We start from the raw sequence: 26,362 nt of genomic DNA, 5'->3' as shown, positions 1-26,362 counted from the left end.
GCCGTTCTCACAGATCGTCGCCGGAAGGTCGGATCACTTCTGTCAGCCGGACTGCCAGTTGGCCGGGCTCGCCGCCATCCGCCTCTTGCAGTTCGCCACGCGCGATCAGACGCCCGCCAACATAAAGCTCGACCGGATCATCGACCCCCCGGTCCAGTGTCAGGACCGCATCTTCGCCCATCGCCAGCAGCTCCCGTATCGACGGGCGCGCATGGCCGACGGAGACCGTCACCTCGATCGGGACGGAGCGAAGCGGGTGGTTGTCGTTCATCGAGGGGTTGGACAGATGATCATCCATGGTCCGCGTACTCCGTTTGTGTTGTTGTCATTGCGCCGAGTATCGATCCGACCTCTTGCAGGACCGGTTGCAGGTCGATGACCGCTTCTTCACGGGCGGTGGTCAGGACCGCCTGAAGCGCGTCAAGCGTGTCATCGCTCTGCACCCGCACCGGCAGATCCCCGACATCCTCAACCAGTGACAGGAAGAGGGGTTCCAGTTCGGGCGTGACCCTCAGGTGAATGGGCTCGTCGATCAGGTGGGTCGCCATCTTTCGAAGGTGCGCGGAGACCAGCGGCACGAACGCTTCGCGGGCAAAGCCTGGGACGAAAGTCCCCACCAGCTCGTCGAACAGCGGGCGTAGGGTATCGAGGAGATGCGTCCGTGCCTCGTGATAGCCGAATGCCTGGTCATTCAACGACTGAACAAGCTGGGCAGACAGCTGGACCTGTTCCGCCTTCATGTCCTGCAGAGCCTGCTCGTATCCTGCCTCGAAGCCCGCCTGCCAGGATTCATCTGTCTCGGAGGGATCGGTGACGGACGCTGTCGCCCTGGTCTCGAACGTCTCGAGCAGTGCAGGCCGCCCCATCACGCGCGTTCCTTGTGATCGGGTTCCTCGATCCAGTCTTGCAGGATTTGAATGGTCTCATCCTGCCGTTCCTCGATCAGTTGCCTCAGTCGTGAGACCGGGTCTGCCTCGGAGGCAGGATCGCCCTCGATGAGCCGTCGGCCGTCCGTGCCGGCGGAACCGGCCCCGTCTGTTTGCTCTCTGGCTGGGGGAAAGATTTCCTGTCCTTGTTCAGGAACGGGTGCCGGCAGTGCGGTTGCGGTGCGGGAAGACAGGATCGGGCGCACCACGAACAGACCCAGGATCAGGGCGACGAGTGCCAGAACACCAAGCTGGATCAGGGTCATCATGTCCAGCGGCGGACTTGTCGAGGGCAGGGGCTCTGAGCCGATCGTGTCGGTCGCTTCGAACGGCAGCGACTGGATCGTGATCTCGTCTCCGCGCGCTTCGTCGAAGCCGACTGCCGAGCCGACAAGTTCACGCAGCGTATCAAGCTCCTCGGGGCTGCGCGGGCTTGTCTGGATCACGCCATTTCCGTCGCTCGTTGCGATGTCGTTCACCAATACCGCGACTGTCAGTCGCCGAATCGCACCCGGTTCCCGCAGGATTTCACGGCTTGTTTCCGACACCTCGAAATTGGTGAGGGACCGGGTCTGGCTATCCTGGCTGTTCGAGTTTCCACCATCTGCGGGCGCGTCGCCGGCAGGCAGGTTCGACGCGACTGTGACACCTGCCCCACCACTATCCTGAGCGTTGCTGGTGCGTTCCTCGACTTCGGTCGATATCGCGACGCGGCTGTCGGGATCGATCCGGCGCTCGATGATCGATTCGGTCTCCGTGATAGTTTCGACGGAGACTTCGACCACGGCATTCCCCGGACCGACGCGCGCGAACAGAAGCCGTTCGGCACGGGACCTGAGGTCATCGCTGATCGCCTGACCCGCGCCGCCCGGTGCCGGGTCTTCGCCGGTAATCAGGCCGCCGCTGGTGTCGATAACGGCCACATCGTCTGCCACGAGCCCGGAAACCGATGACGCGACAAGAAAGCGGAGGGCATTGGCCTGGGGTTGCGTCAGCGAAAGCCCTGTTGTGGTAACGGTGACGGCTGCGGTCGGGCGGTTCTCCCGCTGGAAGGGTCTGTTCGTGGGATTCGAGATATGGACACGCGCGGCGCGAATGTGTGGGCTTGCGATGATGGTCCTGGCGAGCTCGCCTTCCTTGGCACGCCAATAAGCGGCATCGAACATCTGGGAGGTCGTGCCAAAGCCCGACAGCGAATCAAGCAATTCATAGCCTTGCGCAGAATTTGCGGGCAGACCTTCTGCGGCAAGAGACATCCGAAGTTCATCGCGCTGGTTCGCCGGGACATAGATCGCGTCGCCCCGGACATCATAGGCAACCCCCCGCTGTTCGAGCGCCGTGATGACATCGCCCGCTGTGCGTTGTTCCAGCCCGCCATAGAGGAGAGACATCTGCGGTGCACCTGCTCCGCGGGACAGGCTGTAGACCGATGCTGCAACCGCAAGGACAGCCAGTACGATGACGATTCGGCGTCCAGCCGAAAGTTTGGACCAGGTGGAAGTGAGCGACTCCAAGGTATTCTCCTGAGCATCCGACGGCGTTTTGCACGTTTGGCCGATGATTGGAGGATCAGGCTTAAGAATCAGTTAGCCAGTTCGCGGCTATGACGTTCTGGAAACGGAACGAGGGAGCCGCAGATGGATGCCACCACAAACCCCGAAGACCAGAGTGTCGCGAAGAAATCGTCCAAGCTCCCCTTGCTGATCGGACTGATCCTCGCGATCGCAGGAGGGGCCGGCGGGTTCATGGCCGTCAGGTCGGGCATCTTCGGTGGTAGCGGCGACAATGCCGAGATCGCTGCCGACGCGGACCAGCCTGCCGAAGAGATGCCGGCCGCTGCTTTCGTGCCGCTTGATCCGATGGTGATCAATCTGCCTCCTGGATCGGATCGGCAATACCTTCGGTTCGCGGCCCAGATCGAGGTCATTCCCAGATATCAGGCCGAGGTTGAGGCAATGCGCCCGAGGGTTATCGATGTGCTCAACGGGTATTTGCGCGCTGTTGAACCGGGTGATCTTGAATCACCGGCCGCGCTGAACCGGCTGAGGGCCCAGATGCTCAGGCGGATACAGGTTGTCGTCGGCGATGGTCGCGTGCGGGACCTGCTCATTATGGAATTCGTGCTCAACTAAGGAGACATCACATGTCGATCATCGCAGATATCCTGCTGCTGGCGGGTGCCCTGGGCGCTGGGCTTTATTGTTTTGTGCTGTCCAACCGGCTGCGGCGCTTCACGGATCTGGAAAAAGGTGTCGGCGGTGCCGTTGCGGTCCTGTCGGCGCAGGTCGACGACCTCTCCAATGCGCTGTCGGCAGCCGAGGGAACCGCCGACAGTTCGGTCAGGACATTGACCGAAGTGAATGCCAGGGCCGAGGCAGCGGCAGAGCGTCTGGAATTGCTGGTGGCCTCCTTGCATGATCTGCCGGCCGCGACGCCGCAAAAGGATCCGTCAAATCCTTTCTTCGTGCGCCATCCCGCAAGCGGGGAGCTCGGCTGATGCGACGGCGTGCAAACCGGGGTGTCCTGCCCATCATCGCCGGGATGTTCATCATGTCCGCGGTTGTCCGGTTCGCCGGCGATGCCGCGCCGGTCCTTGCGCAGGACAGAACCGTCCCGGAAAACGAACAGCCCGCAGACATGATGGCGGATACCGCGGCCAACGAGGGGATGTCCCCGGCTGTCATCGACGCCTTGAGAGAGCGCGAAGCCCGGATCGCGGATCGCGAGGCGCGCCTTGCCGATCGGATGCAGGCCCTCGCCGTTGCAGAAGCGGAGATCACCGAAAAGCTCGAGGCCCTGAAGGCGGCGGAAGACAGCCTTGCCTCGCTCTTGGCCATCGCAAGTACAGCCGCCGAAGATGACTTGGGCCGTCTGACGCAGGTCTATGAAAACATGAAACCGCAAGAGGCAGCGGCCTTGTTCGAGACGATGGAGCCGGTCTTTTCAGCCGGCTTCATGGGGCGAATGCAGCCCGAGGCCGCCGCAGCCATCATGTCGAATCTTGAACCGCAGACAGCCTATTTGATCAGCGTGGTCCTTGCCGGGCGAAATGCGAATGCTCCTCGGGAATGACGGGCAAATCCCCAGGATGATGACGCTGCGTTAACGAGTCTCGTGCCAGATTTCCCATGACGTCGAAGATGGATTCTCGCCAAGGAGCCTGCCAGAAATGATTGGTCTGATCGGTATTGCAATCGTGCTTGTAATGGTATTCGGCGGATATCTTCTTGCCGGTGGCAAGATGGGCATCATCCTGAAAGCCCTGCCATTCGAAATGATCATGATTGGCGGTGCGGCCGTTGGTGCATTTGTCATTTCCAACGACGGATCAAGCATCAAGCACACGCTCAAGGACGTGGGTAAGGTCTTCAAGGGTCCGAAATGGAAACCGGATGACTATCGGGATTTGATGTGCCTCCTTTTCGAGTTGATCCGACTTGCCCGAGCCAATCCTGTCGGATTGGAGGAGCATATCGAAGGTCCGGCAGAGTCGAGCATTTTCGCAAAATATCCCAAGATCGTCGCTGATCGGGAAACCGTCGCGCTTATCTGCGATACATTGCGCTCCGCGACGATGAACTATGACGATCCGCATCAGGTAGAGGAAGTCCTCGAAAAGAGGATCGAGGCCAACAACCACCATGCGATGCATTCGACGCACGCGCTTCAGACGGTTGCGGATGGCCTGCCTGCGCTTGGCATCGTCGCTGCCGTTCTCGGTGTGATCAAGACCATGGCCTCGATCGATCAGCCCCCCGAGATTCTCGGAAAAATGATTGGCGGCGCCTTGGTCGGCACCTTTCTGGGGGTCTTCCTCGCTTATGGGCTGGTCGGGCCATTCGCAGCCAAACTGAAGACCGTTCTTGAGGATGAGGCCCATTTCCAACAATTGATCCGCGAGATCCTTGTCGCGAACCTGCATCAGCATTCCCCCAACATCTGTGTAGAAGTGGGTCGCCAGAATACCCCAACCCATATTCGCCCGAGTTTTGCCGACCTCGAAGAGGCCCTCAAGGCAACCAAGGATGCGGCATGATCCGGATCGCAATCCTGTTTACGATTCTGGCTGGCCCCGCTTTCGCGCAGACAGTGACGATCCGGTCCGGTGATCACGACAGCTTTGCCCGACTGGTCTTCGCGATCCCGGAGGGCACCGCTTGGGAGGTTGGTCGGATCGACGGCGGGATCGGTGTTCGGCTTCAGGACCTTCCGGATGGGATATCGATTGGCGGAATATTCGATCGGATCCCCCGCAACCGGATTGCGGATGCGACAATTGACGGTGATCTGGTGGCGCTTCGCTTGGTCTGCGATTGTTATCCGGACGCCTTCCTCTGGCAGAGCGATCGACTGGTGGTTGATATCGTGGACGGGCAATCCCCCTCCGATAATCCCTACGAGCGACAGCTGGTGATTGGCAGCGATCGGATACCGGTAGAGGAACTCCGTAGCGTCGCACTGCCTCTCTTGTTCTCGGACCGGGCGCGTCACGGCAATCTGGAAGAGGTGCTGCCATTCAACTTTCAGACATTTCGCTCGGGCCAGACGGTCGAAGATGCGCAGATTGCGGTGGTCTCCAGCATCGCCCGCGCCGCGACCGAGGGCTTCTTTGACCTGCCGATCGAGCCTGTTCAGCAGATGTTTGCAGAAGATGGCGCAGAGGATGGCGGTCAGCCCCGTGTCGTCGGGCTGGCTCCGGTCACGGATCCGATGTCCGAACTCGGCAACCTGTTGGGCCGCGAAGGCAGCCCCGGACTGGTGCTGCGCACTGCGTTGACCGATTCGATCACGTCGGATGGGGAAGATTCCCGGGAAACGCCGGCCTGTCTGCCAGAGAGAGTATTCGATGTCCCGAACTGGGGTGATGATCGCAGCTTTTCGGAGCAGATTTCTGAGCGCCGTGTGGCCCTGACCCAGGAATTCGATCGCTTTCCGCCCGGAGCCATCGAAGAGCTTGCGAGAACCTACATCTTCTTCGGCTTCGGGATCGAGGCACGGCGCGTGCTGACGTTGGACGGTGCGCTAACCGCTGAAAGGCTCCTTCTTGATGAACTGGCGCGCGTCGTTGACGGTGCAGACGTTCCCGGCGGGCGCCTCGCTCAACAGGTAGGTTGTGGCGGGGCGGCAGCACTATGGAGTATCCTTGCGGCTGGCACTGCTACCGATGCAGAAGATGTTGATCAGGGTGAGGCCATCCGCGCTTTTCGCAACCTTCCGAAGGCCTTGCGTGAATATCTGGGTCCAAGATTTGCCTCTCTATTCATTGATGCAGGCGTGCCGGAACGTGGGCAGGAAATCCTTGAATATGTAAACAGGGAGGACGGCCTTGCCCCGGTTGAGGTCGAACTGGTGCGGGCCGATCTGGACGCTGCCGCGGGGGAACCCTCCGCTCAGGTGGAACGGCTGGATGGTCTGGCAGAAGACAATGCTCGGATGCCTTCGGCAGCCTTGGCCGAGCTTCTGGAGCTCCAGACGGATTTGGGCGGCCAACCCCCCGTGGAGTTGATCGAGCTTGGGCAGGTCTACCTTCACGAAGCCCGACCCTCGGGCGGGGATGTCGCTCTTTCCGCTGCCGTCGTCCGGGCGTGGATCGCGCGTTCAGAAATCGAAATGGCAGAGCTTGTACTTGAGGAAACGATGCCACCCGACTCCGACATGTTTCGCCCGCTTGTGAACGAACTGCTGTCGGCAAAGGCCAGTCAGCTGACCGATCAGGAATTCCTGGAGTTTGCGCTCGCTGACCTGAATCCATTGCGGGGGTTACAGGTCGAGGACCAAATTGCTGCACGACTGATCGAGTTGGGTTTCCCTCAAGAGGCGCTGCGGTTCATCCCGCCCGGATCCGATCCCGACACCGAGCTGGAGCGTCGATATCTCCGTGCGTCCGCTCAGGCACAGTTGGGAAATGTTCAATCGGTCGAACAGGAACTTGAGGGCCTGCAGAATAATCGCGCCCGAGATATCAGGATCATTGCCCTGTCGCAGGTTGAGGATTTCCCAGCGGCTCTTGAAGAAACGCTGGCCAGTGAAAATCAGGAACAGACGGACGAGCTTGCTTGGCGCGCCGGCGACTGGGAGGTTCTCGAGATGACCGAAGACGAACTCTTCCAATCCGTTTCGCGACTGGCGCAACAGCCAACATTCCTCGCTCCAAATCTTGCGGAACTCGAGGCCCGGAGTGCCTTGCTCGAGGATGCGGTTCGTACGCGTGAAATGGCCCAAGACCTGCTGGGCAGATTTTCCCTCGACGATTCAACTCGCGACACGGATTAGTGGCAGTTTCGAAAACGGTTAACTCCAAATTAGGAAGACTTGGCTCAATTTCGAATTGATTTGGAGAATAGGAGATCTCGATGCTCGAGAAGCAAGCGTGGATTGGGGAAAACAGATAGACATCTGTTTTTTCCAAAATTCTCTGCCAATGAGTGTGTTTGGAAAGCCGATGATAGCATTTATGTCTATTTCGGGTTCGGGAAAGAAACGTACGGAAGCTCAGAAACTTGTGCCGTGAAAGATACAATTTAATCCTTCCGTAAATATGTCTCGCGTATTTCCTGAGAAAGGAAGAAGATGCCATCGATCTCTGCAAGACATATCTTCCAACCGACCGTTCTACTTGCGCTTGCCCTCATGGCGATCATCGTCATGATGATACTTCCGATGCCCTCTTGGGTTCTGGATCTTGGTCTGGCGCTGTCATTCGCGCTGGCAATCCTCATCTTCACGGTCACGCTTTTCATTGAACGGCCGCTGGATTTCTCTGCCTTTCCGACGATCCTTCTCGCCTCGCTGATGCTTCGGCTTTCTCTCAACGTGTCGTCGACAAAACTCATCATCGGAGAGGGCCATACCGGCACCGATGCAGCCGGCGAAGTGATCGAGGGCTTTGCCATGTTTGTCATGGGTGGCTCGACGCTTCTTGGAATTGTCGTGTTCTGCGTGCTTCTGATCGTGAATTTTGTCGTGATCAACAAAGGCGCGACGCGAATGGCAGAAGTCGGCGCCCGATTCGCGCTTGACGCCATGCCGGGAAAACAGCTCGCCATCGATGCCGACGTGGCGGCGGGGGCCATTGATCACGAAGAGGCAAAACGTCGAAGAGAGACTGAGCAGGCAGAAACGACTTTCTTCGGTTCGCTCGACGGCGCATCGAAATTCGTCAAGGGTGATGCCATTGCCGGGTTGTTGATCACAGCGCTCAACCTCGTCGTCGGTCTGATCATCGGACTTTTCATTCACGATATGCCCGTGGCCCAGGCCTTCGAAACCTATTCGATCCTGACTGTTGGCGATGGCCTCGTGAGTCAGATCCCGGCCGTGATAATCTCGATCGCCTCGGCCCTGTTGCTGGCGCGCGGCGGTGCGCGGGGCGTCACCGATATGGCGCTGGTTGAGCAGTTGGGCCGGCATCCCGCCGCACTCGCGACGGTGGCCGCGCTGATGGCGCTCTTTGCGCTTGTGCCGGGACTTCCTTTCCTACCGTTCATGCTGGGCGCGGCCTGTCTGACCGCGGGTGCCATACTCGTCTCACGACGGACAAAGGTCGTGCCTGATGACGCGACGGGGGCATCGTCATCAAAGGCGGCCCGGCCGTCGGAGGCGTCGCTTGGCGACCTGCTTGACATAGATGACGTTCATGTCGAGTTCTCGCCTGACCTTATCGACATGATCCTCGATCCTGCGACAGGTCTCGACGCCCGAATCGCGAATATGCGCAATCATGTCGCGACAACGTATGGCCTTCTCCTTCCCGAGATCCGGCTGACCGACAATGCCTCGCTTCCGGTCAATACCTACACGATCCGCATCCATGGCGTGGAGCAGGTTCGCGACAGTCTGAGGCCTGGGCAGTTGCTTGTCCTTCTGCCCGAAGCCACTTCTCCGGAACTCCCCGGTGAACCGGTGAGAGAGCCCGTCTACGGCGCGCCGGCCCGGTGGATTTCAACCGATCAGCAGGATCGGGCCGCGACCCAGGGTCTGACGACGGTCTGGCCATCAGAGGTTTTGGCAACCCATCTTCTTGAGGTTATCAGACGCAATCTCGGTCGGCTGCTGACGCACAAGGCACTTCGGCGTTTGCTGGATGAAATGGTGAACCTTTCTGAACCCTCGAGAAGTGCCGCCAATCGCAAACTCCTGGACGAATTGATGCCGGACAAGGTCCCTTCGGATGTCCTGTTGGCGGTGGCACGACTGCTGCTGGACGAGGCGGTTTCGATCAGAAACCTGCCGTTGATCATCGAGGCAATCGCCGAGGGCCGGCAATCCCGCAACACCGCCGAGGCGCTGGCCGAACATGTCAGGCAAAGGCTGGGGTTCCAGCTTGTGGCGGAGCTGCGTCGGGATGACGGAACGATCCCGCTCGTTCAGCTGGCCCCCGAATGGGAAGAGCTGTTTCAGTCATACCAGGTCAATTCCGAAACCGGGCAGCCCGACGTGGCCTTGCCCCCGGATGATTTCAATCGGCTTGCCACATCCCTTGCCGAGAAACTCGACGGTGCGGCTGAACGGGGGACGTATCCTGCCGTCGTGACCTCGACCCGCCGAAGACGGTTCCTCCGCACGCTCATGAAGGCCAAGGGGATCCCCAATCCCTGCATGTCCTTCGAAGAGATCGGGGTCGAAGCCCGCCCTGCGCTGGTCGGGCTCGTTCCGGCATGATCGAAGACCTGATGGCGACACTCTCGCTGGCCGAGGGCGCCGCATGGTCGGCATTTGTCGTCTTTCTGCGTGTCGGTGCCATGATGGCTCTTCTTCCGGCTTTTGGCGAGACAGTGGTCCCCGTTCGGGTGCGCCTTGCGCTGGGCCTGGCCTTCACGGCGATCATCTGGCCTGCAATTCAAGCGGGGCTGCCGGCGCAGCCGTCAGGCGCGATCGGTCTTTCGGGTTTTGTGTTGGCCGAAACTGGGACCGGGGTCTTCCTTGGCCTTGTCCTGAGGCTATTTGTGATCACCCTTCAGGTCGCAGGAACGATTGCCGCCCAGTCGACGTCGCTTTCGCAGATTTTCGGTGGTACGGCCGGAGCGGATCCATTGCCGGCGATGGGGCACGTTCTTCTGGTGGCTGGTTTGGCACTGGCGGCGCTGCTGGATTTGCATGTGAGGGTGGCCCAGTTCCTCATCTTCTCCTATGAATTGATCCCGGCTGGCCACATGATTTCACCGCAGATCGTGGCCGAGGCCGGCGTCGCGGAGATTGGCCACAGTTTTGCGCTGGCCTTCACTCTTGCGGCACCGTTTCTGGTCGCGTCGCTTCTCTATAATGTCACGTTGGGCGTCATCAATCGCGCCATGCCGCAACTCATGGTGGCGTTCGTCGGCGCACCGGCGATCACCGCGGGAGGGCTGTTCCTTCTCCTTCTGACCGCGCCCGTCATCGTCGGCCTGTGGTCGGAGGAATTGTTTGGATTTCTGCGCGCACCGTTCGGGCCACGCTGATGAGCGACGACGCCAACCAAAACGACAAGCAATATGAACCAACCCAGAAAAAGCTCGATGATGCGCGAAAGAAGGGTGAATTCGCCAAGTCAGCCGATCTGACCACAGCCGCCGGTTATGCCGGGTTTCTGCTGGTGTCATGGGCGGTCGGATCCTCCTCGTTGCTGAACTTGGCCAGTGGGTTGCGCAACATGCTGGACCACTCCGAGGCGATCGCATCTGAGTTGTTCACCGCACGGTCGAGCCCTGTTATCGGCGGATGGATCCGTGAACTTGGTGGCGCATTGTCGCCATGGGTTCTGGTTCCGGGCCTTGTGGCGCTTCTTGTGGTTCTTGCCCAACGAGGCCTTGTCTTCGCGCCTGAGAAATTGAAACCGCAGGCCTCCCGACTGTCGATCATCAAAGGGTTCGGCAACAAGTTCGGTCGACAGGGTCTGTTCGAATTTGCCAAGAGCTTTGCGAAGCTGTCGATCTATTCTGCTGTTCTCGGCGCATTTCTTGTTCTTCAGGCCGACGAGATCCTCGGCGTCTTGTATCTTTCACCAGCCATCGCGATGGCGCAGTTTCTCAAACTCACCCTTTTGCTCGTCAGCGTCGTTCTCGTAATCGCACTCGTGATCGGCCTGATCGATCTGGTCTGGCAACGCGCGGAACATCTGCGCAAGAACCGGATGTCGCGCAAAGAAATGACGGATGAACAGAAGGAATCCGAAGGCGACCCGATGATGAAGCAGCAGCGGCGACAGAAAGCCGTATCGCTTGCGATGAACCAGATGCTGGCAGATGTCCCCGAAGCAGACGTCGTGATCGTGAACCCGACTCATTATGCGGTTGCCCTGAAGTGGGAACGGGCCTCGGGTCGGGCACCTGTCTGCGTGGCAAAGGGGGTGGATGCTGTCGCCGAGCGCATTCGCGCACTTGCCAACGAGGCCGGCGTGCCGATCCGGTCTGATCCACCGACGGCGCGCGCGCTTTATTCAAGCATCGGTCTGGGTGACGAGATCACCTCGGACCATTACCGGGCCGTCGCCGCGGCCATTCGATTTGCCGAAGGATTGAAGCGGAGGGCCCGAACATGACGCGACGGTCTCAGCTTGAGCGGCTTCGTCCGCTGATCGATGCGGAATACCGCTCAAGGCAGAGCAGCCTGGCCAAGCTGAAACAGCAAGAGGAGGAGCTTCAGCAACGATTGCGCGACCTGTCGGGCCGCCATGCGCAGACTGGCGAAGGCGAACTGGTTGATCCAGCAAGTCTGGCCGGCGCCGATCTGAGGTGGCAGGCTTGGGCCGAGATCCGTCGCACAGAAGTCAACCAGCGGATCCTCCGCTTGAGGATCGATCAGGAGCGGGCGAAAGCTGAATTGCGTCTGTCGTTCGGTCGCAAGTCCGCGATCGACGCGTTGTGCAAATCTACGAAGAAGCCCGGGGCGCGCTGATCCGAAACCGGGGATCGGGACAGATCTAGACTAGACGTCTTGCCGAACCATTTCGAGGATCAGAACGTCGCTTGCCTCGGGGCCGATAGAGTCGCGCGCGGCGCTGCGCAAGGCGTCGCGCAGGGTTCTCATGTTCGAGTTCGACGTGAAATTACCTTCAAAGCCACCAAGGTTCGCATGTTCGAACAAGACCTGCAGAAACGCATCGCGAAGCTTGGGCTCTCGTTCAAAAACCAGCTCCTGTTGTCCGAATGGCACTTCGACGCTCAGCGAGACGACCACAAGGCTGGCCACCTTTTCGTCCCGGACAACCGGAACGACGAACTGGTTGTTGAGGCGGGCATAATCCTTTTCTCCGGTCGAGACGTCCGCGTTGCCGTTTTCGGCCGAGGCGTCGGCAATCTGGTTGTTTTCGCCGATCCCGGGGCCACAAGGATCTGTGATCGCCATGTCCGGAAGGTCGGGCTCAGGCGGAAAGAGGATCATTCCCGCGCCCACGCCGCCACCGACGCCAAGCAACAGGAGAATCACGGGCAAGAGAAGTTTCATCGGTTTTCCTCAGAACGGCAGCAGGATATCTGCGACCTGTTGGCCCCAGCGTGGTTGTTGAACATCGGAGATCTGGCCCTGCCCGCCATAAGAGATTCGGGCAGATGCGATCTTGTCATAAGTGATTTCGTTCTGTCGGCTTACGTCGGCAGGCCGCACGAAGCCCGAGACGAGCAGTTCCCTCATCTCGAAATTGACCCTGACCTGTTGTTGGCCTTCGATCGACAGAACACCATTGGGCAGGACATCTGTCACCGTTGCGGCGATCCGCAGGGTAAGTTGTTCATTCCTGGCAACGGATCCGTTGCCGCTGAATGCGCTGGCCGAATTCGTCTCGACACCGGGCTGGATGCCGAGGCCGTCCGGCAGGACCTCGTCGGCCCGCTGGGGGATTCCGAGGAATTCACCTATGTTCAGGCTTTCGCTGCCGCTTCGGGAGCGATCGCTCGAGTTGCTGATCTGCGCGCTGTCGTCGATCTCGATGACGACTGTGAGGATATCGCCGCGCTGCATGGCGCGCCTGTCACCAAGAAGCGACCCACGCTCACCTGTCCACAGTGACGCGGTTGTGGGCAGAGGCTGTTCCAGAAGGCTCAGAGGATCCTGAAGCGCGGGGGTGACCATGGCCGTGTATTCGGCCGAGATTTCGGCAGGTTCCAGCGGCGGTGGCGTTCCCAGCCCCTGTTGGGTGGTGCAGGCGGCGCCAAGGCACAATGCGAGGCTTCCGGCGAATTTTTGTCGCATCAGATCTCCTGTCACTGAGCGGAGACATAGGCGGTGCCATCCTGGGCCACCCGCGCTGTCACGGTATTTCTTGATGAGATGTTCATCACGCGGATGAACTCTCCGGCACCGGCACGCTCCAGCGCGCGGCCCTCGGTCGAGATCATCAGGGCACCACCCTGGTAGACCAGCGGAATGATGTCGTTGCGATCCACGACCGCAGGGGCTGCGATATCGCCCGTTCTGATGGGGCGTCCGGCATACAGGGCGATCCGCGCCTCCTGGCCGATCACGATTGCCGGGTCGGCGATTGCGCCGGGCACGGTCTGATCGATGATCGCCAGATCGGTCTCCATGATGAGCGACTGCGCAGGGATCGTGCGTGCGGCGACAACAGTCTCGGCCTGGCTTGCACTGCCGGCGATCAGGGTCAGGGCGACGATGCGGATCATCTGATCTGGACCATCGCGCTCAACATCTGGTCGGCGGCGGTAATCACCTTGGAATTCAGTTCATATCCGCGCTGGGCCTCGATCAGGTCGGTCACTTCCTTGACGGGATCAACGGAACTGTCCTCGAGAAACCCCTGCCGCAGGGTCCCGAGGCCATCTATCCCCGGCGTATTGACCAAGGAAGGCCCGGATGCGCCCGTCTCGACGAAGAGGTTCGAGCCGATTGCCTCGAGACCGCGTGGATTCGAGAATCCGGCCAATGTGAACTGACCTAAGAATTCCGGCTCAACCCGATCCTGGAAGAAGGCATAGATCTCACCTTCCGCATTGATCGAAATCGAAAGGGCATCTTCAGGAATCGTGACATTGGGCACGACAGGATAGCCGTCTGACGTCACGATAAGCCCGTCGCCCGTGCGCTTGAGACCGCCATCCCGCGTATAGGCGGCACGACCGTCCGGCAGCGTCACCTCGAGGAATCCATCGCCTTCGATCGCGACATCAAGATCGCCGCCGGTCGAGCTGAGCGCCCCTTGCGCCAGAATGACCGAGACCGAGGTCGCCCTGACGCCCAGGCCAAGCTGCACACCGGTTGGAACGATCGTCCCGTCAGAGGCGTTGATCGTGCCCGGGCGGGTCACCTGCTGGTAATGCAGATCGGCGAATTCGGCGCGACGGGCGTTATAGCCCGTGGTGTTCATGTTCGCGAGGTTGTTGGAGATGACCTCGACACGGGTTTGTTGCGCGGACATTCCGGCCGCTGCGATCTGTAGGGCTCTCATCGGTTCAGGTCTCCGGTTTGATGTGACGGTCTAGCGGTGGATGTCGCGGATCATGTTTCGGATGCGCTGATCCTCCAGATCGAGAAAGCTTTGGCCGAGTTCGTAGGCGCGCTGCACCTCGATCATCCGGGAGACTTCAAGGATCGGATTGACGTTCGATTGTTCGAGAAACCCCTGAACAAGATGGGCAAGCGGCGCAGGTCCGACACCCGCATCGGCGCGGAACCGAACGCCGTCTTCCCGGACAAGACCATTGGGATCCTCGGGCAGGTAAAGGCCGATCTGGCCGATCGGCTGACCATCGGCGGAGATCGTTCCATCCGACGCAATCGCGACGCCCGTGACCCCCTGCGGAACAAAGACCGGTGCGCCGCCGGCATCCAGCACCGGATAACCGTCCGCCGTGACAAGATCGCCGTTCTCGTTCGGCGTGAAATGTCCGTTGCGCGACAGGCGTTCACCTTCCGGCGTCTGCACAAGAAAAAACCCTTCGCCTTCGATGGCAAGATCGAAGGTGCCCCCGGTTCGCGACAGGCCGCCCTGTTCGAACGAGGTGTCGCGACCCTGCGCGAGCGGCATCGACAGGGAGGCATGGTTGCGGCCAAGCCGGGTGACGTGTTCTGAAAAGATCACGCCCTCGGCCCGATAGCCCGTCGTCGAGGCATTCGCGATATTGTTGGCGATACTGCGCAATTCCGACATCAGTCCCGATTGCCGTGTCAGCGAGGCGTAGGTTGCGTTTTCCATGGGTCAGGCTCCGGCTACGATCGGGATCAGCATGTCCCTGAACAAGGATACGAGCGCTTCGGTCATGAAACTCATCGTCATCCAGAAGACGATCACGATGGCTGCCAGTTTCGGGACGAAAGTCAGCGTCATCTCCTGGATGGAGGTCAGTGCCTGAAACAGGCCGACGACAAGGCCCGCCGCCAGGGCGACTGACAGGATCGGCAGGGAAATGAGCGTAGCGACCCACAGCCCCTGTTTCATCGTGTCGTAGAATATGGCCTCTGGCATGGATCAGACCGGCATCCGGAGGATTTCCTGATAGGCTTCGACCACCTTGTTCCTGATCGTGACTGCCGTTTCGACGGCCAGCTCGGTCTGGGTCAACGCCTGAACAAGCGCGTGTGGATCGGCCCCCGAAGTCATTGCCTGCATCGCGATGGTCTCGCTTTCCTGCAAGGTCGCGGCAAAGTCGGACGCGGCATTCCCAAGCGTCTGACCGAGGGCGGAACCGGCATCCGGTTCGGGCCGGGTAACGGTCCGGTTCGCGTCATAGTTCCGGGCGGCGAGGATTGAATTCAGGTCCATGTGTCAGTCTCCTATCTGCGCAAGAGTTCCATGAGCGAGGTCGACATCTGTCGGACCTGATCAAAGACCTTGAGGTTTGCTTCGTAGCTTCGCGACGCCTCGCGGGCGTCGGCGATCTCGACGAGAAGATCGACATTCGATCCCTCGTAGTGGCCGGTGTCATCCGACAGGATGTGGGAAGGGTCGTAGATTAGTCCCAGCTCGGAGCGATCGAGCATGACCGGGCCAAGTTCGACCCGGCCGGTCTGGCCCCCCGTCGCGAAATCTCCTTCGAATTCGACCATCTTGCGCCGATAGCCCGGAGTGTCGCTATTCGCGATATTTTCAGAGACATAGCGCATTCTGGAGGCTTGGGCGTTCATCCCGCTCGAGGCGATGCCGAGTGCGTCGCTGAATTCTGTCATTTCATCGGGCCTATCGTGCTGCGGACGATCGTCATCGCATGCCGGTAGATGGCTAGCGCGCGGCTGTGTTCACGCGCGGCATCCACGCTTTCGAGCATTTCGAGTTCGAGCGAGACCGAGTTTCCATTGGGCGAGGGTTCCACCTCCGCGCCTTTGGGCGCAGCTGCGGATGATGTGGCGCTGCCTTGAAAATGTGAGACTCGGGTGGTCCTGAGCTGACCCACGGCGTCGGCCCGGTAGTTTTCGGAAAACCGCGCAATGCGCGTGGCCTCATACCCCGGCGTGTCGGCGTTCGCGACGTTCATGGCCACGTTGGCCTGCCGTTTCCCGGCATGAGTGGCCATTTGGCCTGAGACCCGGAACAAATCTAGATTCTGATACATCGGGGCTTCTCCCTCGACTGACTGCAAGGAAGCCTTAAGCGTGATTCCTTAAGAACGGGTTGTTGCGTCCAACTCGAAAGGAAAGTTCGTGCCCTCGACGATATTTGAAGGAATGACCCGCGCGATCTCAGAGCTTGAAACCGTTCGTCCGGTCGGGCGTGTCACGGGGGCAAGCGGTGCGCTTGTTCAGGTGTCGGGGTTGTCCGGGGCTGCACGCTTGGGTGATCGCGTTTCGTTGGGTCTGTCGCAAACGCGCCGTACCGGCGAGGTCGTTCGGATCACGACAGGCGGCCTTTCGTGCCTCTTGGAGGGCGCCGCGGATGGGGTGTATCTGGGTGACCCGGTTGTTCTTTGCGCAAGACGCGCTTTTGCCCCGAACGACAGCTGGATCGGCCGCGTGGTCGATCCGGATGGCCGGCCGATTGATGGCCGACCTCTTGTACCGGGCGCGCATCCCCGCGACTTGAGGACCAACGCCTTGCCCGCGCGGATCAGGCGGCCGATGGGTGACCGCCTGGCAACCGGTCTTGCTGTGTTCGACACGCTTCTGCCCATTGCGCGTGGGCAGCGTCTGGGCCTGTTTGCGGGCTCAGGCGTCGGGAAATCGACCCTGCTCGCCGATCTTGCGCGAGGGGTCGATGCCGATGTCATCGTCATCGGGCTCGTCGGAGAGCGGGGCCGTGAGGTCCGGCATTTTGTCGAGGATGTGCTTGGCCCGGAGGGGATGGCGCGATCTGTCGTCGTGGCCGCAACCTCCGACAAGTCGCCGCAACTCAGACGCCGGTGCGCCTGGGCCGCGACCTCGATCGCAGAGCATTTCCGGGACGAAGGGAGACAGGTTCTCCTATTGATCGACAGTGTGACCCGTTTCGCCGAGGCCCATCGGGAGATCGCCGCCACAGCAGGCGATTCGTCCATGCTGCGCGGCTATCCTTCCAGCACAGGACCAGAGATCGCAGCACTCTGCGAACGCGCTGGCCCGGGCAGCGACACGATGGGCGACATCACGGCCATCTATTCAGTCCTTGTCGCGGGATCGGACATGGATGAACCGATCGCCGACATTCTTCGCGGTGTTCTCGATGGCCACGTCGTGCTGGATCGCGACATTGCCGAACGCGGGCGGTTTCCTGCGATCGATCTCTTGCGATCGGTCTCCCGGTCATTGCCGGTCTGTGCGAGTCCGGCGGAAAACACCTTGATTGCGCAGGCCCGGCGACATCTTGGCGTCTATTCCCGTGCCGAACTGATGATCCAGTCGGGCCTTTATACCGCGGGGAGCGATCCTGATATTGATGCAGCCATCGCCTGCGCCGGACCACTGGAAGCATTCCTGACAAAGCGCGGTGCCACTTCGCCGTCACTGGTGTTCGATGACCTCAGGCGGGCGCTTTCGGCTTCCTCTCAGTCGGAACGACGGCCCACTCCGAAGCAGGTTCGGCGCTTTATCCAAAACTGATCCGGGATGACTGCAAGAGGCTGAGCGCGACAGATCCGTTCGACAGTGACGAGATACCGTCAGCCTGAGACCGAACAAGGAACAACCTTGTCAGCGTTTCCTGAGTTTCCGGTGCGTTGAAATCCGAGAAGGATTCGATCCCGAATGTTGCGCGCGACCGATCCCGGAAGGTTTCAAGCTGCAGGTCGATGTCGATCTGGCCAAAAGACGACGGCAATCCAAGTGCCGTTTCGAAGGTACGTCTCAGTGGTGGGTTGCCCATCATGGAAAACCATTGTCCGTCGTCCGACAGGTTCTGATCGAATATGTCCGACAGCCCGTTGGCAAGGCTGAGCGCGAGGCGCATATCGCCATCCTGCTCTCCGACGGCGAGTTCGAATTGCCGGGTTTCGTAGCGATCGATGATCTCACCGGCAAAGCTTGAAAGCGATGTTCTAGGTCCGAGATTGCCGAATCCGAAGGCTTCGGCGAATTGTCGGTAGCGTTTGTCGGTGAGGCGATTGGCAAGGGCATCATCCGATATGGTGCCGTCTTCCAGAATCTTCTGGATGAAGGCCTTGCTGTTGATGTCCTCGTCAAGACCGAACGCACCGAGGGCCACTTCGAGCAGACGCCGGTTGCCGACAAGGTCCTCGGCAGTGCGTATGGTCGAGATTTCCTCGGCGAAATACTCTGTCGCCCGCTTGATGACGATGCTTTCGACAAAGCTGGTCTTCTGCGCCTCCATCGTGCGTTCGAGAAACCGCCAGCCGGCAAAGCCGGACAGGGGGATGACTGGCTGGAAGGTCATGACGTCTTCCTCGCCAGTTCGAACAGCTTTTCCTCCCTTGGAAGAAGCGTTCGCAGGTTCTTCATTGCGCGATAGAAATCACCCTCTTCGACAAATCGGTGTGCATCACGCAGGAGCGTCAGGCTGCATTCGTCATTCAGCGCGTGCATGAGTTGGGAAATCCCCTGGCACAATTGTCGGCTACCGGTGTCTTCCGGCGCATCCCCCGACAGGATCAACTGGGCGATGTAACAGACCCGGCGGACCGGAGTGTTGGCCTCGCCCGGGCGTATGGCATCCCGCAGGCGAAGGATGTTTGCGTTCGGCGAAACGATCGACAACCGGGAACGACGCTCTCCGTTTTCGATGACCGCTCCATTGATCAGGACCCGCTCTCGAGGTGCAAGCTTCAGCACAAGCCCCCCCATCAGTTTGCGCGCCTGTCGTCTGCGGCCTCGTCCGGCCCTTGATGACCTGCGAGTCCGCGCATCACAGCCGCATTTATCTCGATCAGGCTGTCGGCGGTGCCTTCACCGCGCAGAATCTTGCTGGTCTGGAGGTCCGTGAATTCGGCGAGATAGAAGATTTGGGCCCGCAGGGTTTCGGGCAACGCATTGTCCGGGTCGGCGACATCGGCCGCGAGGATCGTCCAGAGCGTCCGATTCTCGTGCAGTGCGGCGACGAGAGACGGAAACTCTTTCGCGCCCGCTGCGGAGTGTTTCTTCAAGCGGCTTATGACATTGACGAAGGCCTGATACTCGACGGATCTGGCGTTCTTGGTGGGGGAGTGGGCAGGGCCATAGGCTCGGCGCGCCTGTTCGATAGCGTTCACGTGCTTTCCTTCCGGAGCGATAAGAGAACGGTGAGCGGGTTTTCCGCCCGATCTGCGCGAAAAGACGGGGCAGGAGTGGGCCGGTCGAATCCGGCCCCTCCCTTTCCATCACCGTTACCGGAACAGAGACAGGATCGTCTGAGGTGCCTGATTCGCGATCGAAAGCGACTGCACGCCCAGCTGCTGTTGCACCTGAAGTGCCTGCAGTTTCGCCGACGCCTCTTCCATGTTGGCATCGACCAGAGTGCCGATGCCGGATTTCATCGCATCAACCAGCTTGCCGACAAAGACATTTTGATCCTGCAAGCGGGCGGCGGAGGCCCCCAGAGCGGCTGCTCCATCGATTGCCGTTTGCAGGAACGTTTCCAGTTCACCGAGAGCCGTTGCTGCGGTGGCAGTGTCGGTGATGGCGGTCAGGTCCGCAGCCAGATCGATATCGGCCTCGAAGTCGACCGTGTCGACGCTGATCGTCGTGGCGGTCGGCGCGCCGGTGCCGACACGGTCAAGCGAACTCAGAACAGTGAGACTGGTTGCGCCGTTCCCGTCGATATCACTCGCCAAGAGGTTCGCGCCATTGAACTGCGACGCGCCGATGACCGATGCCACCTGGGCGGCCATCTCGTCCATGTCCGCCTGAATCTTGGCGAAGTCAACGTTCTCGCTTTGCGCGGAAACGGCAAGTTCCTTCATGTCCTTGAGGACTTCGACGATCTGTTCGGCCCCTGCGGAGGCAACCGCAACGGTGGATTCGCCAAGAGAAAGGCTGTCTGAGATCGCCTTGAAGCCGGCGACGTCGGATTCCATGACCTTCGAGATGGCCCACAGCGCGGAATTGTCCTTCGCGGTGGCGACTTCCTTGCCGGTGGAGATCATGTCCTGGGTCTTTGCCAGGTCTGCATTGATGGACTTGAGCGTTTGAAGCGCGACCATCGCGCCGTTGTTTGTCAGAATGCTGGACATCAGAATTGGTCCTTGTTTCGTGCGCATTTTGCGCAGGGTTTCGAAAACCCGCCTTCGGGCGGCTCGGGTCGCCGTTCTGACGTTCAACTGCCGCTTCCGCGATCAGAGAGTATCCTCCTGGATGTGAAGGCAAACTGTGCTTCAGAGCTGAACGAAGTCTTAATGCGCGGGGTTAATGCCATTAGGCTTTTCGGCAAATTCTACGGGTCTAGACCTTCCGTTCGAATCCGGATGGCGCCCCCCCGACCACGTTTCTTCCGCCGTATTTGTCATATGCCTGGAAGCCCCCCCTTTGCCCTTCGATCGCATCGATATCGCCGCGGGCAGATCGGACCCCGCTGATCGCCATGGCAAGCAAGGTCTGGTTCCGATCCAGCTTGCGCCGAAGTTCGCCGGATTGCGCCAGGTCCGCAAAGACAGCTTCGTTTTCCAACAGCGCGAATTTGCGCGAAGAAAGCTTGGCGAGAATGGCGTAGTCGCCCGACAGCAGGGCATTGTGTTCGGCGTCAAGCAGGCTGTTCAGATCATGATGAGGATCAGGCATCCGGCTGCCTCTTGAGGGCATCAAAGATCGTTTCCGCCAGTCCGATACCGCCTGCCCGCGCGATGCGATCGGCCTGTTCCTGAACAAGCAGCGAGGCGAACTGCTCCTCCCCGTGGCCGCCTCCGAAGGCGTCGCGTGGCATGCCCATACCGGCACTCTTCAGCATTTCGGCGAGAAAACTTGCCTCGAGACGGATGGCGGCATCCTTGAGATCCGCCAACCGCTGATCGGCATTGTTCAGGTCGGGCGTGCGCGCCGGATTCTGGCTTGCGCCGGTGAGTTCCATGAAAGTCTCCAATTCAATCTTGTTTGGTCGATTAGTCCCCATTTCGGTAAAGAATGAGTAAGCTTCTTGGTGAAGTTTGATCCGGGCAACTCATTGAACGGAGTCCGGATGTTCTCATTTCCTGGAAGGGGCGATCTGTCGGGTTCGGATGGGACTGGCCTTCAAAAGGGGCCCGTCGCCCGCAATCTCGATAAGGGGGATGCGACTGCCTCTGCGGGCCAGATGGATCCGGCACGGTTCCGGTCGATGGTCGATCGAACAGATCCCGAGTATGTTTCCATGGATCAAATGCGCAAAGCAGCGCCAGATTCTCGGTCACCTGCGCCCACAGCGGACGGGAGTTTGGTTCCACGAGCGAGCCTGGCGTCTTCTGACCACGACGGAACTGATGAAACCTCCCTCTTCGATGGCGCGGGGGGGGCTTCCGACCTTGACGGAACAGACGAATCCTTCGACGTCGAGATGGAAACCGACATCTTCCCTGCGCCCGCATCAGACACTGAACCGGTATCCGGACAAGACCCGTTGGTTCCTTTGCCGTCAGGTGCCGCTCCGGAACTGGCAATACCGCTGCCTGTCGAGGTTCTTGAGGACAAGTCGAGACCCTTCGGTGGGGATGCCGGTCAAATACCGCTACTGAAGGGCAAAGATACCCTGTTGGATGGACAGGTCTTCGGGCTGACTGCTCAGGGTGGCGACACTGCCGTCAGACGTGAACAGACCGATCGCATTGCAAATCCGGGGCTCCAATTCGAACACCCTAACAACAGGCGCCATACTCTCGGACCTGGCTTGCTGACCGAAGAACCCAGCGAAGTGGCCTTGGCCAGAATTGCGAACTCGGGTTCTGATGACCGTGTTTCGAATGCTTCGCGGGGTGGTCACGACGTGCGAACGTCTCTGCGGCTGGAACATATCGAATGGCGTGCCGAGCTGGCGAATTCGGTCGTTGCGGCTCACGTCAAATCTCCAGACGGCCCGGTGTTCAAGGAAGGGAGGCCTGTCGAACTTCCGCGGCCTCCGGCCGTCGTTGAAAACCCAGTGTCAGATATGGATCCACCGGGCCAGTTTGTGGCCAAGTCTCCGTTCGTCAATTCCGCGGTTGTCCAGCACAGCGGAACGCTCAGATCGGAGGACCGCGCCCAGCCAGCAACAATCAGACCATTTGCTGCCCCATACGACAGCATGGCGCGTGTATCGTCGGCCCGGGAACCGGCGCTGCCGCTCATTGAGGCGTGGGCCCCAACAGCAGGGCGGGCGGCGCCCGAGCTTGCGACGTCCCAAACGACATCGGGCAGATCAGACGCCCGGGTTCCTGTCTTGCGGGAATCGAACAAGCGTTCTGATACTGCGGCAATCCACGTCTCCCATGCCGCGCCCAGTGGCTCAGGATCACCATGGTCGCACTCGAATCCTGCTCAAATCTCCGCCGCTACCCCCGCCGCTGGAACAGATACAGAGAAGATTGATCGGGATCTGCCCGTGGAAGCACCGACCTGGGGGCGGGTCGCGACGACCGAAACCATGGCCCGACCTTTCGGCGGGGCCGTGCAACACAACGCGGCACCCGCGATTTCATCCTTCGGCCCGGGCGGAGCGCGCGCGTCTGACTGGGCCGGAATGCCGGCCGTGACAGTTGATCCGGTGCCCGACACCGCGGTTTCGTCAACCGTGCCAGGCTCGACGCCGACACTTCACGGCGTTGGAACGCCTGCGTCGGTCGCTTCTGGGCTCCCGGCGCCACCGGTTGCCTATCAGATCGGTCTGGCTTTGCATGGGCCATCAGGTTCCGAGACGATCCTCAGGCTGGAGCCCGAGGAACTTGGCCGGGTCACGCTCGTGCTTCGGGGGGACGAACGTTCGATGACCCTGTTCGTCAATGCAGAACGGCTCGAAACGCTCGAGCTGATCCGGCGAAGTATTCAGGATTTGGTCAGCGAACTTGCCGACATGGGATACGAGGATATCGCGTTCGATTTCGGTGACGCCCCGGACCGGGACAAGCCGGAACGTCATGTTCCCGCGACCGAGATGAACCAGAATACCGAAAGCCGCACGGATGGGTTCACTGCGCCGCAGCAGGCCGTACAGCAGACTGCCACCGGGCATGTGGACATCAGACTTTAGGAAAACTCATGGAACCAGACACGATCAACAGCGTGAGTGTGACCACGCCAACCACATCGACGTCGTCGGTCAATTCGACGATCACTTCGGATTTCGACACGTTCCTTCAACTGCTATCGACCCAGCTCAAATACCAGGATCCCCTTGATCCGCTTGAATCCACGGATTTCGCAGTGCAGCTTGCCACCTTCTCGGGCGTGGAACAGCAGGTTCTTTCCAACGAACTGCTAGTTGCGTTGGGCGATACACTCGCGGCAAGCAGCGTGGCCGACATGGCCAACTGGATCGGAACCGTGATCCGGGCTCCGATGCCAGCCTATTACGATGGAGATCCGGTGACGATCGCGCCCAACCCCGCGGCGATTTCGGACAAGGTCGAGCTGGTCGTCTCGAACGAAGATGGCGAAGAGATCGAGCGTAGCGAGATCCCCGTCTCCGCCGACCCGATCGACTGGTCGGGAACAGATGAATACGGCATTCCCTACGAGGATGGCGTCTATTTCTTCGAGGTGGTCAGCTACTCCGAGGGCGAGATCATTCTGCAGGAGCCCGCGCAGGTCTATGGCGAGGTGCAGGAAGTCGTGTCGGAAGGTGGGCAGATCCTGCTTGTGCTTGACGGCGACGTTGCCGTCGCCTCCAGCCAGGTCAGCGCGCTGAGCGCCGTTTCGCAGTGATCGATCTCACCAGAATATCGTCAGAACCGATGTCGCAGCCAATGCGATTGCCGCGCCCAGAGCCATCCATCCCAATGCTGGCCGGATGCGCGCGCGCCGCTGGACCGGTTCGGGGTTGGTCGACCGGATCAATGCGGCCTCGGCCAATTGTGGCAGACGGGGCCCGAACCGGGCAAAGACGCGCGCGGTCTGGATCAGGTCGCGCGCGATGGCACGCGGTCCCATGCTGTCCTTGATATAGTCTTCTACGACGGGCTGTGCGGCTTTCCAGATGTTCATATGCGGGTCGAGGCTCCGGGCCACGCCTTCGACAACGACCATCGTGCGCTGCAAGAGGATCAGCTCCGTCCTCGTTTCCATGCCGAACCGTTCAGTTACCTCGAAAAGATAGCTCAGCAGCCGACCCATCGAAATGTGGCTGGCATCCATCCCGAAGATCGGCTCGCCCACGGCGCGCAGGGCGCGGGCAAATTCATCGACATCGCGATCAGCTGGGACATACCCGGCCTCGAAATGAACCTCTGCCACCCGTCGGTAGTCGCGCCGGATGAAACCGAACAGGATCTCGGCATAAACACGGCGGGTATATTCATCGATCCGCCCCATGATCCCGAAATCATAGGCGATGATGTCCCCGTTGGGCGCGATCTTCAGGTTGCCCTGATGCATGTCGCCGTGGAAAAGGCCATCCCTCAGGGCGTGGCGCAGGAAAAGCTGCAGCACCCGAAGTGCCAGTTCCTTGCGGTCGTGGCCGGCGGCATCAAGTGCCTCCAGATCGCCGGCGCCGATCCCCTCGGCCCATCCGAGCGTCATCACATGCCGTCCGGACAGATCCCAGTTGACCTTTGGTAGAACAAAGCCTTCGTCCTGCTCGGTATTGACGGCGAATTCCGATGCGGAGGAGCTTTCGAGTCGCAGATCAAGTTCACCCCAGACGACACCGGCGAAATGCTCGATCACGTCCATTGGCCGAAGGCGTCTCGAGGCAGGTGACAGGAATTCGATCGTGCGCGCGGCGAAATAGAAGGCGTCGATATCCTTGCGAAACGCCTTGTGGATACCGGGGCGAAGGACCTTGACGGCCACGTCCTGCCCCGTCTTGCGCAGGGTCGCCTTGTGAACCTGCGCGATAGAGGCGGCGGCAACCGGTTCCGAGAAATCGGAAAAGACCTCGTCGACGGAGATGCCCAGCTCCTGCTCGATCATCCTCTTGGCTTCTGATCGGGGAAAGGGCGGCAGCTTGTCTTGCAGAACCTTCAGCTGATCGGCGAGTTCGTCGCCCACGACGTCGGGGCGGGTCGAAAGGATTTGTCCGAATTTGATATAGGCGGGCCCAAGAGCCGTCAGCGCCCGGGTCAGGGGCGGGACGGAGGGGTCGCCGCGATAGCCCAGCCACCGAAAGGGGAGCGCCAGTGTCCGGGCCGCAATCCGTACCATCCGGGGCGCCTCGACCGCATCGAGAAGATGCCGCATGGCGCCGGCGCGTTCGAGTGTCGCGCCTGTGCGGACAAGGCGCCAGATATTGTGCGGGCCGCGCATGTCAGAGTTTCCAGCCCGAATGCAGTGCCGCGACACCCATCGTCAGGTTCCGGAATTTGGCATTCTCGAAACCGGCTTCGCGGATCATGCCCAGAAACGTTTCCTGATCGGGGAAACGCCGGATCGATTCGACCAGATACTGATAGCTGGCCCTGTCATTCGTGATGACCTGGCCCATCGCCGGGATCACGTTGAAGGAATACAGATCATAGGCTTTCTGCATCAGCGGATTGGGCAGTTGGCTGAATTCCAGCACCATGAGCCGTCCGCCGGGACGAAGCACGCGAAAGGCTTCGGACAGCGCATCCTGCGGGCGCGTCACGTTCCGGATGCCGAAACTGATCGTATAGACGTCAAAGCTGTTGTCGTCGAATGGCAGGGCCATCGCATCGCCGACCACCCAGTCGAGCGCGCCGCCCATCTTTGCGGCCTCGGCCCGTTTGCGCCCCTCGACCAGCATGGATTCGGTCAGGTCGAGCACTGTCGCATGGCCGTATCCGGCCCGGTCGAGAAAGCGGAACGAGATATCGCCCGTGCCACCAGCCACATCCAGAAGCCGCTGACCGGGGCGCGGGGCCAGCCAGTCCATCATGGCGTCTTTCCAGAGGCGGTGAACGCCGCCGGACATGACATCGTTCATCAGGTCATAGCGGCTGGCGACGCTGGTAAAGACGCCCTGAACACGGCCCGCCTTTTCATCCTCGGCCACGGTCTCGAAGCCGAAATGTGTCGTCCCGTCGCCGGGCATGTGATCCTTGTCGTCCGAC

32 protein-coding genes are annotated in these 26,362 nt (G+C 60.2%); 12 read left to right on the top strand and 20 right to left on the bottom strand.

Annotated elements, in window-relative coordinates:
- Positions 1-7 precede the first annotated feature (7 nt).
- From EP376_RS09770 to fliF, 3 genes are read right to left on the bottom strand one after another with little or no spacing between them, the layout of a single operon-like run.
- Entirely contained in the window at positions 8-298 is a 291-nt protein-coding gene (locus EP376_RS09770) for a FliM/FliN family flagellar motor switch protein (RefSeq protein WP_127655356.1), read from the bottom strand.
- The gene (locus EP376_RS09765; protein ID WP_127655355.1) at positions 291-866 is read right to left on the bottom strand and encodes a FliH/SctL family protein; all 576 of its coding nucleotides are present in this window, start codon (positions 864-866) and stop codon (positions 291-293) included. Before EP376_RS09765 ends, EP376_RS09770 begins: the two co-directional genes overlap by 8 nt.
- Positions 866-2,440, bottom strand: a complete 1,575-nt coding sequence (gene fliF, locus EP376_RS09760; RefSeq protein ID WP_127655354.1) for a flagellar basal-body MS-ring/collar protein FliF — start codon at positions 2,438-2,440, stop codon at positions 866-868. The genes EP376_RS09765 and fliF overlap by 1 nt, the downstream gene beginning before the upstream one ends.
- 123 nt (positions 2,441-2,563) lie before the next feature.
- On the opposite strand from fliF, the gene EP376_RS09755 reads away from it, so the two are divergent.
- The 9 genes from EP376_RS09755 (at position 2,564) to EP376_RS09715 (ending at position 11,798) form a co-directional block, all read left to right on the top strand.
- On the top strand, positions 2,564-3,058 hold the full coding sequence (locus EP376_RS09755; RefSeq protein WP_127655353.1) for a flagellar basal body-associated FliL family protein: 495 nt from the start codon (positions 2,564-2,566) through the stop codon (positions 3,056-3,058).
- Between the two features lie 11 nt (positions 3,059-3,069).
- The gene (locus EP376_RS09750; protein ID WP_127655352.1) at positions 3,070-3,423 is read left to right on the top strand and encodes a hypothetical protein; all 354 of its coding nucleotides are present in this window, start codon (positions 3,070-3,072) and stop codon (positions 3,421-3,423) included.
- Positions 3,423-3,998: a MotE family protein gene (locus EP376_RS09745; protein ID WP_127655351.1), complete on the top strand. Its 576-nt coding sequence runs from the start codon at positions 3,423-3,425 to the stop codon at positions 3,996-3,998. The genes EP376_RS09750 and EP376_RS09745 overlap by 1 nt, the downstream gene beginning before the upstream one ends.
- 97 nt (positions 3,999-4,095) lie before the next feature.
- Positions 4,096-4,962: a flagellar motor stator protein MotA gene (gene motA, locus EP376_RS09740; RefSeq protein WP_127655350.1), complete on the top strand. Its 867-nt coding sequence runs from the start codon at positions 4,096-4,098 to the stop codon at positions 4,960-4,962.
- Positions 4,963-5,216: 254 nt separating this feature from the next.
- Positions 5,217-7,199, top strand: a complete 1,983-nt coding sequence (locus EP376_RS09735) for a hypothetical protein (protein WP_127655349.1) — start codon at positions 5,217-5,219, stop codon at positions 7,197-7,199.
- Between the two features lie 297 nt (positions 7,200-7,496).
- Positions 7,497-9,587, top strand: coding sequence for a flagellar biosynthesis protein FlhA (gene flhA / locus EP376_RS09730; RefSeq protein ID WP_127655348.1), 2,091 nt, complete (start codon positions 7,497-7,499; stop codon positions 9,585-9,587).
- Positions 9,584-10,363 (top strand): flagellar biosynthetic protein FliR, encoded by a 780-nt coding sequence (locus tag EP376_RS09725; protein ID WP_127655347.1) that lies wholly within the window; start codon positions 9,584-9,586, stop codon positions 10,361-10,363. Before flhA ends, EP376_RS09725 begins: the two co-directional genes overlap by 4 nt.
- A complete protein-coding gene (locus tag EP376_RS09720) occupies positions 10,363-11,442 on the top strand; it encodes an EscU/YscU/HrcU family type III secretion system export apparatus switch protein (protein ID WP_127655346.1) in 1,080 nt (359 codons plus the stop codon). The genes EP376_RS09725 and EP376_RS09720 overlap by 1 nt, the downstream gene beginning before the upstream one ends.
- Positions 11,439-11,798, top strand: a complete 360-nt coding sequence (locus EP376_RS09715; RefSeq protein ID WP_127655345.1) for a hypothetical protein — start codon at positions 11,439-11,441, stop codon at positions 11,796-11,798. Before EP376_RS09720 ends, EP376_RS09715 begins: the two co-directional genes overlap by 4 nt.
- 30 nt (positions 11,799-11,828) lie before the next feature.
- Here the strand turns inward: EP376_RS09715 and EP376_RS09710 are convergent, their stop codons facing one another.
- Genes EP376_RS09710 through EP376_RS09670 form a run of 9 tightly spaced genes read right to left on the bottom strand, consistent with a single transcriptional unit; the run spans position 11,829 to position 16,366 of the window.
- Positions 11,829-12,347, bottom strand: a complete 519-nt coding sequence (locus tag EP376_RS09710) for a flagellar basal body-associated protein FliL (protein WP_127655344.1) — start codon at positions 12,345-12,347, stop codon at positions 11,829-11,831.
- Positions 12,348-12,356: 9 nt separating this feature from the next.
- On the bottom strand, positions 12,357-13,091 hold the full coding sequence (gene flgH / locus EP376_RS09705) for a flagellar basal body L-ring protein FlgH (RefSeq protein WP_127655343.1): 735 nt from the start codon (positions 13,089-13,091) through the stop codon (positions 12,357-12,359).
- 11 nt (positions 13,092-13,102) lie between these two features.
- Positions 13,103-13,522, bottom strand: a complete 420-nt coding sequence (gene flgA, locus EP376_RS09700) for a flagellar basal body P-ring formation chaperone FlgA (protein ID WP_127655342.1) — start codon at positions 13,520-13,522, stop codon at positions 13,103-13,105.
- Positions 13,519-14,304, bottom strand: a complete 786-nt coding sequence (gene flgG, locus EP376_RS09695) for a flagellar basal-body rod protein FlgG (RefSeq protein WP_127655341.1) — start codon at positions 14,302-14,304, stop codon at positions 13,519-13,521. The genes flgA and flgG overlap by 4 nt, the downstream gene beginning before the upstream one ends.
- A 30-nt stretch (positions 14,305-14,334) precedes the next feature.
- Complete coding sequence (locus EP376_RS09690) at positions 14,335-15,051, bottom strand: flagellar hook-basal body complex protein (RefSeq protein ID WP_127655340.1); 717 nt, start codon at positions 15,049-15,051, stop codon at positions 14,335-14,337.
- Positions 15,052-15,054: 3 nt separating this feature from the next.
- Entirely contained in the window at positions 15,055-15,321 is a 267-nt protein-coding gene (locus EP376_RS09685; protein ID WP_127655339.1) for a flagellar biosynthetic protein FliQ, read from the bottom strand.
- A gap of 3 nt (positions 15,322-15,324) precedes the next feature.
- Entirely contained in the window at positions 15,325-15,618 is a 294-nt protein-coding gene (gene fliE / locus EP376_RS09680) for a flagellar hook-basal body complex protein FliE (protein WP_127655338.1), read from the bottom strand.
- An 11-nt stretch (positions 15,619-15,629) separates the two neighbouring features.
- Positions 15,630-16,022: a flagellar basal body rod protein FlgC gene (gene flgC, locus EP376_RS09675; RefSeq protein ID WP_127655337.1), complete on the bottom strand. Its 393-nt coding sequence runs from the start codon at positions 16,020-16,022 to the stop codon at positions 15,630-15,632.
- The gene (locus EP376_RS09670; RefSeq protein ID WP_238928708.1) at positions 16,019-16,366 is read right to left on the bottom strand and encodes a FlgB family protein; all 348 of its coding nucleotides are present in this window, start codon (positions 16,364-16,366) and stop codon (positions 16,019-16,021) included. Before EP376_RS09670 ends, flgC begins: the two co-directional genes overlap by 4 nt.
- Before the next feature lie 151 nt (positions 16,367-16,517).
- Here EP376_RS09670 and EP376_RS09665 point away from each other — a divergent pair, with 151 nt between their 5' ends.
- A complete protein-coding gene (locus tag EP376_RS09665) occupies positions 16,518-17,864 on the top strand; it encodes a FliI/YscN family ATPase (protein WP_127655335.1) in 1,347 nt (448 codons plus the stop codon).
- On the opposite strand, the gene EP376_RS09660 is transcribed toward EP376_RS09665, so the two are convergent.
- The 6 genes from EP376_RS09660 to EP376_RS09635 form a co-directional block, all read right to left on the bottom strand.
- Positions 17,851-18,654 (bottom strand): DUF1217 domain-containing protein, encoded by an 804-nt coding sequence (locus tag EP376_RS09660; protein ID WP_127655334.1) that lies wholly within the window; start codon positions 18,652-18,654, stop codon positions 17,851-17,853. The two genes, EP376_RS09665 and EP376_RS09660, sit on opposite strands and share 14 nt — an antisense overlap.
- Entirely contained in the window at positions 18,651-19,061 is a 411-nt protein-coding gene (flbT, locus tag EP376_RS09655) for a flagellar biosynthesis repressor FlbT (RefSeq protein WP_127655333.1), read from the bottom strand. Before flbT ends, EP376_RS09660 begins: the two co-directional genes overlap by 4 nt.
- The gene (flaF, locus tag EP376_RS09650; RefSeq protein WP_127655332.1) at positions 19,061-19,465 is read right to left on the bottom strand and encodes a flagellar biosynthesis regulator FlaF; all 405 of its coding nucleotides are present in this window, start codon (positions 19,463-19,465) and stop codon (positions 19,061-19,063) included. Before flaF ends, flbT begins: the two co-directional genes overlap by 1 nt.
- Positions 19,466-19,579: 114 nt before the next feature.
- Positions 19,580-20,425, bottom strand: a complete 846-nt coding sequence (locus tag EP376_RS09645) for a flagellin N-terminal helical domain-containing protein (protein ID WP_127655331.1) — start codon at positions 20,423-20,425, stop codon at positions 19,580-19,582.
- A 208-nt stretch (positions 20,426-20,633) separates the two neighbouring features.
- The gene (locus tag EP376_RS09640) at positions 20,634-20,969 is read right to left on the bottom strand and encodes a flagellar protein FlgN (protein ID WP_127655330.1); all 336 of its coding nucleotides are present in this window, start codon (positions 20,967-20,969) and stop codon (positions 20,634-20,636) included.
- Positions 20,962-21,255, bottom strand: coding sequence for a rod-binding protein (locus tag EP376_RS09635; RefSeq protein WP_127655329.1), 294 nt, complete (start codon positions 21,253-21,255; stop codon positions 20,962-20,964). Before EP376_RS09635 ends, EP376_RS09640 begins: the two co-directional genes overlap by 8 nt.
- Before the next feature lie 69 nt (positions 21,256-21,324).
- Here EP376_RS09635 and EP376_RS09630 point away from each other — a divergent pair, with 69 nt between their 5' ends.
- Positions 21,325-23,382, top strand: a complete 2,058-nt coding sequence (locus EP376_RS09630) for a flagellar hook-length control protein FliK (protein WP_240652457.1) — start codon at positions 21,325-21,327, stop codon at positions 23,380-23,382.
- A gap of 8 nt (positions 23,383-23,390) precedes the next feature.
- Positions 23,391-24,056, top strand: a complete 666-nt coding sequence (locus EP376_RS09625; protein WP_127655327.1) for a flagellar hook capping FlgD N-terminal domain-containing protein — start codon at positions 23,391-23,393, stop codon at positions 24,054-24,056.
- 6 nt (positions 24,057-24,062) lie between these two features.
- Here EP376_RS09625 and ubiB read toward each other — a convergent pair whose 3' ends face one another.
- Positions 24,063-25,595: a 2-polyprenylphenol 6-hydroxylase gene (ubiB, locus tag EP376_RS09620; RefSeq protein ID WP_127655326.1), complete on the bottom strand. Its 1,533-nt coding sequence runs from the start codon at positions 25,593-25,595 to the stop codon at positions 24,063-24,065.
- A gap of 1 nt (position 25,596) precedes the next feature.
- Complete coding sequence (gene ubiE / locus EP376_RS09615; protein ID WP_420837124.1) at positions 25,597-26,343, bottom strand: bifunctional demethylmenaquinone methyltransferase/2-methoxy-6-polyprenyl-1,4-benzoquinol methylase UbiE; 747 nt, start codon at positions 26,341-26,343, stop codon at positions 25,597-25,599.
- Positions 26,344-26,362: the final 19 nt, after the last annotated feature.

It is taken from the genome of Alexandriicola marinus, from assembly GCF_004000435.1.
Classification (GTDB): Bacteria; Pseudomonadota; Alphaproteobacteria; order Rhodobacterales; family Rhodobacteraceae; genus Alexandriicola; species Alexandriicola marinus.
Note: the sequence above shows the minus strand (reverse complement) of the source record. Positions and strands in the feature narration are given on the sequence as shown.